The organism is Sulfitobacter mediterraneus (assembly GCF_016801775.1).
GTDB lineage: Bacteria > Pseudomonadota > Alphaproteobacteria > Rhodobacterales > Rhodobacteraceae > Sulfitobacter > Sulfitobacter mediterraneus_A.
This window is the reverse complement of the sequence record NZ_CP069004.1, coordinates 3,786,389-3,797,566: the sequence shown is the minus strand read 5'-3', so window position 1 is coordinate 3,797,566 and position 11,178 is coordinate 3,786,389. Positions and strand designations below refer to the sequence as shown.

The following is an 11,178-nucleotide window of genomic DNA, read 5'->3' as shown; positions in this document are numbered from 1 at the left end:
AGGTTATGGATCAAAACCCGCAAGCGCTTTTTACAAGAAAAATGAAGTTTTTGCGAAATTTCATCAGAATCGTGAAATTTCAATGACTTACATCGAAACTCTCGCGCAAAAACCCGCTGATCCAGGAAGATTTGAGGCTTTACCCTAGGGGAGCAATGGGTCTGATAGCCGCCCCTTTGAGGTTATCCACAGGGATATGTCCTTTCTGAGAGGAGACTCACGTTCAAATCCCCCAGACTCACCCCGCGGCGCAGCCCGAATCCCGCCAGATGGCCAAAATTTGATTCTCTTAAGTGCGAATACGGTGCCCCCCTGCCCCAAGAGCCGGATGAACAGGATGACCATGTATAGGAGGAATAGCCTTTACAGTGGCGGGCCGCCGACAGGTTCGTGCCAGCCGCGCCCCAGCAAAACCACTGGTCTTTATACTATGGTAAAGAGTGAACGGCGCGGAAGCGCAGGCCGTCTAGTTGGAGCGCACGCCGACCCGCATCATTGCGGCTTGGGTCCGGTCGCCTTCGATGCTCAACAGTGGACCGACAGGAAACGCGCTCATCCCGATCCGCTTCATCCAGCGTTGGAACACCGCCGGAACAATCCCGATGATATGCGATATGCCAAGTTCTTGCGCGGAGAGGGCCATCTGCTGCATCAAGATTGTCTGGATCTTCAGCCGGCGGTCAGAGCTAACGTTGTGAGAGACAAACAAACGTGTGGCCTCCCAGATGTGTTCCTTGACCGGCGCTTCCATAAACAGAAGGTCCGACGGAATATCGGGCAACATCCCCAACTGCGCGTCGCGGATCATATAGGTATAGGCGCCACAACGGGCGGTGGTCGGGGTCAGCCGGATGCCCGCGAGGATCTCACCATATTCATGCAAAACCACACAGCGGCTGAGCGGGGTGTCGTACTGGTCAAATTCCATCCCGTCGACCTCGGGCAGTTTCCAGCCACGACCCACGATGAAAGTCTCATGCCGGGCCCGCAGATAGCTGGTGAACAATTCGCCATGCAGATGCAGATTGTGAATCGATATGGTGCTGGCCCGGACATGGCCATCCACGATGACCGGCCCCTCACCCAGCCGCGCACCGCGTGCAGGCTCCGGCAATTGTGCCGAAAACGTGCCCGATGCAATTGGCAACTCCGGCCGCGCAAGATCGGGAAAGACCCTTTGAGCCTTAGAATATTGAGTTATCCGCTTCTCCGCAGTCACGCCTAATGTCGCCCCGTCTTCGCTCAAACATCTTTAGGTTGAGTGCAATGACCCCATTCACGCCACAATTGCACCTTACTTTGGTGTTTGTCTAGTTGCTAAGTGGTATGTGCAGAACCATTTTTGTGTCTGCAGCTCTGAAACAACAGAATGGCTCACAACAATGTACGAGAGCGGGCAAATATCAGATCAGCAACACCAGGATGGGGTTGCAGAAATGCTGACCTATCAGCTGAAGGATTATGCCAAGGCTGGTCTGGGTCTGTTTTGGCAGCGTCAGGCGATTTTTGGATCTGCACTTTTGCTGGAGGCGTATTACTACAGCCCCCTGATGGCCGCCTTTACCCTGTGCCTTGTGATCGCATCAGAGATCTTCGATTTCATGTGCTTTCGCCGGATCATGCAGCTCAATGACTATTCCAGTGACCGCGAGGCCTTCACCTGCCTGATGCTGGTCCAGATCGGCACAGTGGTCAGCGCCGGCATTATCGCATTCTTTGCCCTGTCCATTTCTTTGGCTCAGGGTCCAACCACCCATTTCATGCCGCTGTTCTTCTTGTTCGCGGCTGCGCTTTTCGCCGCGATGAACAACCACCAGATCCTGTCACTGATCGTGATGCGCCTGTTGATCTATGGTGTGACGTTCCTGTTTATCCCGGTCTGGGATATCTGGCAGACCAGCGCACCTTTGCATTCCGAACTGTGGGCGCAGTTCTTTACCAGTATCTTTGTGGTCTATTTCATCATTGATTGCTCGCGCATCTATATGAAGTTCTACGAACGCAACCGCCAGCAGCTTCAAAAGCTGCAGATCGAACATGAGACCACCAAGAACGCCCTGCGGTCGAAGTCCGAGTTTCTGGCCACCATCAGCCACGAATTGCGCACACCTCTGACCTCGGTCAAAGGCTCGCTTGATCTGGCATGTGCAGGTGCGCTTGGCCCGATGCCTGACAAATTGCAAAACGCCTTGGGCATCGCCCAGCGCAACGCGTCACGGCTGCATGCCTTGATTGCCGAACTTCTGGACCTGCAACAGATTGAGTCGGGCAAGATGTCGTTCTCATTTGAAACCGTCAAAGCCGATACTGTGATCCGCCGCTGTGTGGCCTCGCTGGAACCTTATGCAGATGGTCTGAATGTGCGTTACGTCCTGGGCGATATGCCGGACGATGTCTATGTGAGCGCAGACGAAGCGCGATTGGAACAGGTTGTGACCAACATCATGTCCAACGCGGCGAAATTCTCGTTCGAGGGCGGTGAAGTTGAAATTTCCATGGTCGCCACGGATGACAAACTGCGCATTCTGGTTCGTGATCAGGGGATTGGCCTGGCAACTGCAGACAAGGAAAAGGTCTTTGACCGCTTTAGCCAGCTTGATTCCTCCGATCAACGCCGCGCCGGTGGTACAGGTTTAGGCATGAACATCTCCAAAAAGATCGTCGAGGCCCATGGTGGCACAATCGATTATGTTCCGAACCCGGACAAGGGCACGACCTTCTTTGTCGAATTTGACCGCGCCGCGATGCCTGCTGAGGTTTACGCCGCCGAGGCAAGCTAGGGCAGAACAATCAACCTGCGGCCAGAATGGCTTTGGCCGCAGTGACGTTGATCTCACCTTTGTGCACCAACATCCTGGCGACCCTCTCCACATCCGGCCCTTTGGCGCCAGCAGTGATGGCGATGTTTCGGGCATGCAGGGCCATATGCCCCTTTTGAATGCCTTCGGTCGCCAGCGCCTTGAGCGCGGCCATGTTCTGCGCCAGCCCCACCGCCGCGCAGATCTCGCCCAATTCCTGCGCAGAGGATATATTCATCAACCGCAGCGCCGCCTGCGCTGCCGGATGGGTGCGGGTCGCGCCGCCGACAATGCCCACGGCCATCGGCATCTCCAGCGTTCCAACCAAAGTATCGCCATCCGCCAGTTCCCAAGTGGTTAAAGCACGGTACTGGCCAGATCGCGCCGCAAAGGCATGTGCGCCCGCCTCGATCGCTCGCCAGTCATTGCCGGTTGCCAGAACCACCGGATCAATGCCGTTCATGATCCCCTTGTTGTGGGTCGCCGCGCGGTAGGGGTCGATCAGTGCCAGCGTGCAGGCCTCCACAATGCCCTGCGCCACATCGCGCCCATTCAGCGTCTTGGTGTCCAAGGCTGCAAAAGGCAGTTCTACCCGCGCATTGACCAGCCGTTTGTCGGCAAGGTTGGACAATATACGCAGCCGCACCTTGCCGCCGGTGATCTCTTCGACCATCGGCGCAAGGGTTTCCGCCATCGAGTTGACAGCATTTGCCCCCATCGCATCACGCACATCAACCAGCAGGTGCAGCACCGCCATCGGGCCGATGGGCGAGGTTTCAAAGATATGCACCTCAATGCCCCGGCATCCGCCGCCCAATTCCACCAGCACCGGATCGCAGGCATTGGCCTGCGCCACCAGTGCCGCCTCCTGCGACAGAAGCTGCGCACGAGCCTTTGCAACGTCACCCAGTTCAAGGATCTGGATTTGCGCCCGCATGATCGGCGCGGTGCTCTGAACGGTAAAGCCGCCGCAGGATCGGGCGATCTTGGCCATATGGGAGGCCGCAGCCACCACAGACGGCTCTTCCACCGCCATTGGCACCAGAACTTCGCGGCCGTTCACGATAAAATTAGTCGCCACGCCCATGGGCAGTTCGAATGCCCCGATCACATTCTCGATCATTGCATCCGCCGTACCGGGATCAAGCGCCCCTGCCCCGGACAATGCCTCGATGTCCGCTGCCCCCAATCCGGCTGCTGCTCCCACCCGGTTCAAGCGATCTTGGGGCGCAAGATCACGCAACCCTTCGATGCGCGAGGACAACAGTTTACCTTTGTGGTGATTTTTGGAATTCATGATGTGCCTTTGAAATCTGGGAACGGCCAGCGCCATCATCAGCCAAAATCATAGGGATGCAACCATGGCCTCGTGATCCTACCGCTGGCTCAAATCCAGACCATCAAGCCGGTGCATCTCCCGTTCGATCTTGGCAGAAAGCGACAACAGGCCAATGACCTCCTGTTCGGGAATCCGCGTCGCAAAGGAATAGGCAACATCTTCGATCAGTTTCGACGCCAGCATCAAGCCTTCGGTAGAGAGCAGCGGATGAAACTTTGTCTCCGGATCGCCATTGTTGTCGGCGGTCGCCTGACGCTGCGCCTCAAGCGCGTGGCTGTAGAGGGAAATGCGTTGCGATTTGAATGCAATCAGATCTACGACCGAAGGCACCTCATCCGCCGGATCGTCCGGCTTGCGGGTCACCATCACATTTTCCTTTCCGAATTCAAGTATGCACTGTCTACGGAGGTAAAAAACTTTTCGCAAGGAAAAGAATGGATTACGTCAAAAACATGAAACAATTGCCTCAAAAATATGACACTCGCAATTTGTTCAATCCATGGTAGTTTGAAAGGGCAATCAGAACCTGCAAGCAGAAGCTGTGCACGTCTACTCTGCATTGTATCGCACCGGCTGCAAAGGATCGTTGTGACCAGAAAACGCGCTCGCATCGGGGACGTTATCAGGCTGACGGGATTGTCCCGTGCAACCATCGACCGGGTTCTCAATGCAAGGCCCGGTGTCAAATCCAGCACCAAATCCAAGGTCGAGGCCGCGCTTAAGGAATTGGGGTATGCCCCGGATGTCCTGACCTCGCGCGTGGCCGCGCAGCCTGCGGGGGTCGAGGTTTTTGTGCCCGTCGGGCCTAACCCGTTTTTCAAGGTGCTGCGCGATGGTCTTGAGGCCGCGATTGACCTGTTCAAATACACCAATCTGACCATCCGTTTCCGCGAATTTGATCCCTATGATCCCGATACCCTGTCGGGCCAGTTGCGCCGGGTGAAATCGGATATTGCCGCCGTAATTGCCGTGGGCGTCGAAGCGCCCGAGGTTGAAGCCGCCCTTGAGGCGCTGCAAAGGCGCGGCATCAAAGTGCTGACCTTTGTATCTGATACGCCCCGCGCCAAACGCACCGCTTATATCGGTCAAGACAACCTTGCGGCGGGACGCACCGCAGGGCGGCTGATGCTGGGCGCGCTTGGCGACAGGACAGGCACTCTTGCGGTCATGCTCAGCAACTTCCAGTTTCGGCACTTTCTGGACCGGCAGGCGGGGTTTGGGCAGATCTGCGCTGCGTTGCGCCCGGGCCAAGCCGTGACGACCACGCCGCCTTTTGGCCAAGACCCCACGCGGTCGGCGACCATTATGGAAGATCTCGCTCAGGCCCACCCCGATCTGGCCGGTATCTATATCGCCGGTGGCAGCCAGCCCGGTGGCCTGGCCGCATTTGCGCAATCGTTTGACCCCGCGCCGGTGATCATCGGGCATGAGGTGACACCCTTCAGCCGCGAAGCCCTGCACAGCGGGCTTTTCCGGTTTGTGATCTCTCATGACACCGTTGATATGGGTCGCAAGGCAATTCGCGCGGTTTTGGCCGATGAGCTTCCCGCATTCATCCCCAGCCCGATCAACATTCACGTGGCAGAGAACCTGCCGTGAAAAAGGGGCATCCGCGCGGGTGACCAACCCGTGCGACATGCCCCTTTTTCGGATCGCGCCCACCTTCAAAGGGCGCGAACCGATGTCATGCTTTGACACGCTCCATTCTGGGATCATAAAGCGGCGCTAGGCTGACTTCGGCTTTGACACGTTCTGTGGCCACCTCCAGCTCATAGTCTCCGGCCATCACATCTTCGGCCGTCAAACCGCCATCCATGCGCACGTAGCCCATGCCAATGGATTTGTTCACGTGATGCCCAAAGCCGCCTGAGCTGAGATAGCCGACCCGCACGCCGTCGCGATAGATCGTCTCGCGGCCAGACAGGATCACATCGGGATCGGTGGTGAAGGTCGTGAGGATCTTGCGCAACTGTCCGGCCCGCTGCGCCTCAATCGCCGCGCGGCCTTTGAAATCGATATTCTGTTTCATCTTTACCGCCCAACCCAGACCGGCCTCGTCCGGTGTGTGATCAGGACCAATGTCGGACGGCCATGCGCGGTAGCCTTTTTCCAACCGCAGGGTTTCAATCGCGCGGTAGCCTGCATCGACAAGGCCGTGTTCCGCGCCCGCCTTATGCAATGCCTCATAAACCGTGGTGGCATATTCAACAGGCAGATGCAGCTCCCACCCCAGCTCACCGACATATGTCACACGCAGGGCATTCACCGGACATCCCGCTATGCCGATTGTCTTGGCCGTGCCAAAGCGGAACGCATCGTTGCTGACATCATCGCGGGTGACCGCCGCAAGGATATCCCGCGCCCTTGGCCCCATCAGAGACAGAACAGCATTGGATGAGGTGATATCGAACAGCTGCGCGTTCATGCCCGCAGGAATGTTGCGCGAAATCCAGTCAAAGTCATGGGTGGCATAACCGGTGCCGGTGACGATGTAATATTCATCCTGCGCCATGCGCACCACTGTCAGGTCACATTCGATCCCGCCGCGATCGTTCAGCATTTGTGTGTAGATCAGCGATCCAACCGGACGCGCCACGTTGTTCGCCGCGATCCAGCCCAAAGCCGCCTCTGCGTCGGGGCCTTTGAGGGTGAACTTGGCAAAGGAGGTTTGGTCAAACAGCACCGCTGCCTCTCGGGCTGCCTTGTGTTCGCGGCCCACCGCATCATGCCAATTGGGGCGCTGGAAACTGTAGATGTCTTTCTGCGCCTCGCCTGCCGCAGTATCGGCAAACCAGTTGGGCCGTTCCCAACCCAGCTTTTCGCCAAACACCGCACCCTTGGCCTTGAGATGTTCATAGAGCGGGGATTTGCGGCAAGGGCGTCCACTGTCATGTTCTTCGGACGGCCATGCCATTGTGTAGTGTTTGCCATAGGCCTCAACCGTGCGGGTGCGGATCCAATCGTCGTCAAAATGCGGGCGACCAAAGCGGCGGATGTCCACGGGCCACAGATCATAGGGCGGCTCGCCCTTGGCGACCCATTCGGCCAGGGCCATGCCCGCGCCACCACCGGCGGCAATGCCGTAGGCGTTGAAGCCAGCGCCAACGAAGAAATTTTTCAGCTCCGGCGCTTCGCCCAGAATGAAGTTGCCATCTGGGGTAAAGCTTTCCGGCCCGTTCACCAGTTGCTTGACCCCTGCGGTTTGCAGGGCGGGCACCCGGCCCAATGACAATTCAATCATCTGCTCAAAATGGTCAAAATCACTGTCGAGCAGGGTATAATGGAAATCCTTGGGAATGCCGTCCACGGCCCATGGTTTCGGGTTCGGCTCATAACCGCCCATGACCAATCCGCCGACGTCTTCCTTGTAGTAGGTCAAGCGGTCCGGATCACGCAGGGTTGGCAGATCGGGCGTCACTCCCTCGATCCGTTCGGTGACCATGTATTGATGCTCCATCGGTACCAGCGGCACATTGACCCCCACCGATTTGGCAAAGGTGCGGGTCCATTGCCCGGCACAGGCGATCACAATGGGCGTGTCGATCCGGCCCTTGTCGGTCTCGACGCCTTTGATCACGCCGCCTTCAACATCCACGGACAAAACCTTGGTGTCTTCAAAGATCCGCGCACCGGCCATCCGGGCGCCTTTTGCCAAGGCTTGGGTGATGTCGGACGGGTTGGCCTGCCCGTCCGTGGGCAGGTAGGCCGCGCCGATCACGTCATCGACCTGCATCAACGGCCACAGATCCTGCGCCTCTTTCGCGGTCAGAAGCTGCATGTCCAGACCAAAGGAATGCGCGGTGGTCGCCTGCCGCTTGACCTCGGTCCAGCGTTCCTCGTTACAGGCCAGCCGCAAACCGCCGTTCATCTTCCAGCCGGTGCCAAGGCCGGTTTCGGCCTCCAGCGTTTTGTACAGATCCACCGAATAGCCCAGCAACTGGGTGATATTCGCGCTGGAGCGCAACTGACCGACAAGGCCCGCCGCGTGAAATGTGGTGCCGGAGGTCAGCTTTTTGCGTTCCAGCAGAACCACCTCCCAGCCAAGCTTGGCCAGATGATACGCCGTGGAACAGCCGACAATGCCGCCGCCAACGATGACGGCCTGCGCCGTTTTTGGAAAGTCACTCATGATTGGCCTCTTGCAGGGAATTGGGTGGCATAGGCCTGTCGGTAATTGGACAGGTTTTCTTTGGAATAGCTGGCATAGTCGAACTCCAGCGCTGAGGTGATTTCGGACACCATGCTCCACATGGTTTCGCGCAGCAGGGAGGCGCATTTCATCGCACCATAGCGCCGCATCAGATCGGCATCGGGCGCGGCGTCAAAGTAGCTGCGCAGCATCAGCGCCTCTGCCTCCGGCTCCAGCCCCGCGTTGGTGGCCAGACCGCCCAGATCAAACAGGGGCGTGTTGAACCCGCCATATTCCCAGTCAATCAGCCAAAGCCGGTCCGCACCGCGCAGAATATTGGCGGGCAACAGATCATTGTGGCCCAGCACCAGATCGATCTTGCCGACCGCCGCCTGCAGTTGATCGGCCTGCGCCATCAAATCCGGCAGAAGGGGCCGGTGGGATGATCCGTTGGCTTCCAGAAACGCAGCATAGCTGCGCAGGATGTGAAACACATGGAACGACAAAACCGGCCCTGTGACCTGTGCCTCAACATCGCGATGCATGGCGCGGATCATTTTGGTCACGTCCACCAACAGCGCCGGATCATGCAGGTCTTCTGCGGCGAGCGGCGCGGCATCAACAAATTCCAGCACCATCACCCCTTGTTCAAAGTGATGGACCGCTGGCGACACCCCCGCCTGCGCGGCGGCCCGTGCAATCGACAGCTCGTTCCAACGCATGACCCCGTGTTCCAGAATGTCATCGCCCAGCCGGACCACGAACTTGCGCCCCTGATCCTCGACCGTGAGGTTCACGTTGGTGATCCCGCCGCCCAACGCCTCGATATTTTGCGGAGCATCAAAGCAGGGCAGAGCGCCCACCCGAGCCAAAAGTTCGGCAGATACAGTCATTCCAATCCCAACCTTTCGCGTGATTGACGCGCCAGCGCGTTGACCACCCGGTCTGCAATGATCGCAAGGAAGGCAACGCCAAGTCCTGCGACGATCCCCTTGCCGACATTGGCCTTGGTCAGCGCGATATAGACCTCCTGGCCCAGATCACGGGTGCCGACGAGCGCGGTAATCACCAGCATTGACAGGGCCAGCATGATGGTCTGGTTCAGCCCCAGCAAAAGCGACGGCGCAGCCAGTGGCAGTTTGATCCGGCGCAGCAATTGCCAATTGGTGCAGCCGGCAACCTTGCCCGCCTCGATCAGTTCGGGGTCAATGCTGCGGATGCCATGGGCGGCGTAGCGCACGGCGGGGGCCAGCGCATATAGGACAATGGCAATGAGCGCGGAAAAATCGCCGACCCGGAACAACATGATCACCGGGATCAGGTAGACAAAACTGGGCAGGGTTTGCAGGGTGTCGATGATCGCCCCGATGACCGAGTTGGCCCGCGCGTTCTGGCCCGCCCAGATGCCCAAGGGAATGCCGATAACGCTGGCCAGAAGCACCGCAACCGAGGTCAGGTAGATGGTGATCATCGCCTTGTTCCACAGGCCTGTCGCCGCAATGAACAGCATCATCGCTGCCGCCAGAAGCCCCAGACGCCAACCGCCCGCACGCCCTGCGGCCAGCCCTGTCACCACAACACCAACCGGCCAAGGAATGCCGCCAAAGAATTGTTTCACCGGCAACAACAGCCAGGTCAGCAAAAAGGTTTTCACCGCGTCGATGGCATCAAAGAAATTGATATTGATCCAGGCAATCGTGGTTTCCCAGATCGTGCCGGTCGTCAGCGCTTGTTCGGCGGGGTAGACACGAAAGAACGGGATGAACAGGCTGGCCAGCGTGGCACAGACAATGACCGCAATCGTGGCCGTCACCCAAGGGTAACGCTTTGGCAAAGGCAGGCTCAGGTCGGGTTGCGGGCGCAACTGGCGTTCGGCAAAAGCCTGGCTGAGCCGGTCCAGCGCGATGGCCATGACCACAATGGCAAACCCGGCCTCAACCCCGCCGCCAATGTCCAGACGGCGCAGCGAGGTCAGCACGTCATAGCCCAGCCCCCCTGCCCCGATCATCGAGGCAATGATCACCATGTTCAGAGTCAGCATGATCACCTGATTGACGCCAACCATGATCGACGGCAGCGCCGCAGGCACCATAACCTTCCACATCAACTGGCGACGTTTGCAGCCCATCATCTTGCCCGCTTCGATCAATTGCTCTGGGACAGACTGCAAGGCCACCGTTGTGTTGCGGACCATTGGCGGCATGGCATAGATCACCGTCGCAATCAGGGCCGCCACCGGGCCAAAGCCGAAAAGAACAAGGATCGGCACCAGATAGGCAAACACCGGCACTGTTTGCATCAGATCCAGAACCGGCCGCATCAGCCGTTCCATCTGTGCGGACCGATAGGCCGCAATGCCAAGCAAAAGACCACCCACCGCCCCGATGGGCACCGCGATGAGAACCGATGCCAGCGTGACCATTGCGCTGTCCCATTGGCCAAAGATGGCGAGATAGGCAAAACAGGTGCCGACCAGCGCGGCCAGCTTCCAGCCACGGGCGTATTTGGCCAATGCCACAAAGACAAAGATGATCGCGATCCAGCTCAGCGCGGGCACAATCTCGACCGCCTGCTGGCCCTGACCTTTGGCAAACCCATCCAGTAGCAGCGACCGCACCAGATCATAGGGCGCTTCAATCAGGCTGGCGATGAACCGCGTGACATCGCGAAAGGTAAACCAGCCGAAACTCAGATCCTCCACCAGCCATTTGGTGAAATCCGACAGCCAGTCGTCCACGGAGATCTGGTAGGCTTTGGGAAAGCGTACGATCCAACGGGCATCCAGCGCCTTGTACAGCGCAAAGGACCAGGTTGAAGCGGCCCATGTGACCGCCAAGAGGATCAGCCAGAACAGCCGTCCACCGGTCAGCCAGCGCGCCTTGCCGCCCTTGAGAGGGGGATGATCTGCCACT

The 11,178-nt window shown here is 58.3% G+C and carries 8 protein-coding genes; 2 read left to right on the top strand and 6 right to left on the bottom strand.

The features are described 5' to 3' along the window. Window positions 1-466: 466 nt before the first annotated feature. The gene (locus tag JNX03_RS18585; protein ID WP_238936786.1) at window positions 467-1,147 is read right to left on the bottom strand and encodes an acyl-homoserine-lactone synthase; all 681 of its coding nucleotides are present in this window, start codon (window positions 1,145-1,147) and stop codon (window positions 467-469) included. A 289-nt stretch (window positions 1,148-1,436) separates the two neighbouring features. Between JNX03_RS18585 and JNX03_RS18580 the strand changes: the two genes are divergently transcribed. After that, window positions 1,437-2,780 (top strand): sensor histidine kinase, encoded by a 1,344-nt coding sequence (locus JNX03_RS18580; protein WP_203210473.1) that lies wholly within the window; start codon window positions 1,437-1,439, stop codon window positions 2,778-2,780. A 10-nt stretch (window positions 2,781-2,790) separates the two neighbouring features. Here the strand turns inward: JNX03_RS18580 and JNX03_RS18575 are convergent, their stop codons facing one another. Continuing rightward, a complete protein-coding gene (locus JNX03_RS18575; protein WP_203210472.1) occupies window positions 2,791-4,095 on the bottom strand; it encodes a hydroxymethylglutaryl-CoA reductase, degradative in 1,305 nt (434 codons plus the stop codon). A gap of 78 nt (window positions 4,096-4,173) precedes the next feature. Then, on the bottom strand, window positions 4,174-4,503 hold the full coding sequence (locus tag JNX03_RS18570) for a hypothetical protein (protein WP_203210471.1): 330 nt from the start codon (window positions 4,501-4,503) through the stop codon (window positions 4,174-4,176). Window positions 4,504-4,725: 222 nt separating this feature from the next. Here JNX03_RS18570 and JNX03_RS18565 point away from each other — a divergent pair, with 222 nt between their 5' ends. Beyond that, entirely contained in the window at window positions 4,726-5,736 is a 1,011-nt protein-coding gene (locus JNX03_RS18565) for a LacI family DNA-binding transcriptional regulator (protein ID WP_203210470.1), read from the top strand. Window positions 5,737-5,821: 85 nt separating this feature from the next. Here the strand turns inward: JNX03_RS18565 and JNX03_RS18560 are convergent, their stop codons facing one another. Genes JNX03_RS18560 through JNX03_RS18550 form a run of 3 tightly spaced genes read right to left on the bottom strand, consistent with a single transcriptional unit; the run spans window position 5,822 to window position 11,177 of the window. Next, a complete protein-coding gene (locus JNX03_RS18560; protein WP_203210469.1) occupies window positions 5,822-8,266 on the bottom strand; it encodes a GcvT family protein in 2,445 nt (814 codons plus the stop codon). After that, window positions 8,263-9,159 carry a phosphotransferase gene (locus JNX03_RS18555; RefSeq protein WP_203210468.1) on the bottom strand — a complete coding sequence of 299 codons (897 nt, stop codon included), beginning with the start codon at window positions 9,157-9,159 and terminating at the stop codon, window positions 8,263-8,265. The genes JNX03_RS18560 and JNX03_RS18555 overlap by 4 nt, the downstream gene beginning before the upstream one ends. Then, on the bottom strand, window positions 9,156-11,177 hold the full coding sequence (locus tag JNX03_RS18550; protein WP_244968374.1) for an ABC transporter permease: 2,022 nt from the start codon (window positions 11,175-11,177) through the stop codon (window positions 9,156-9,158). The genes JNX03_RS18555 and JNX03_RS18550 overlap by 4 nt, the downstream gene beginning before the upstream one ends. Window position 11,178 lies beyond the last annotated feature (1 nt).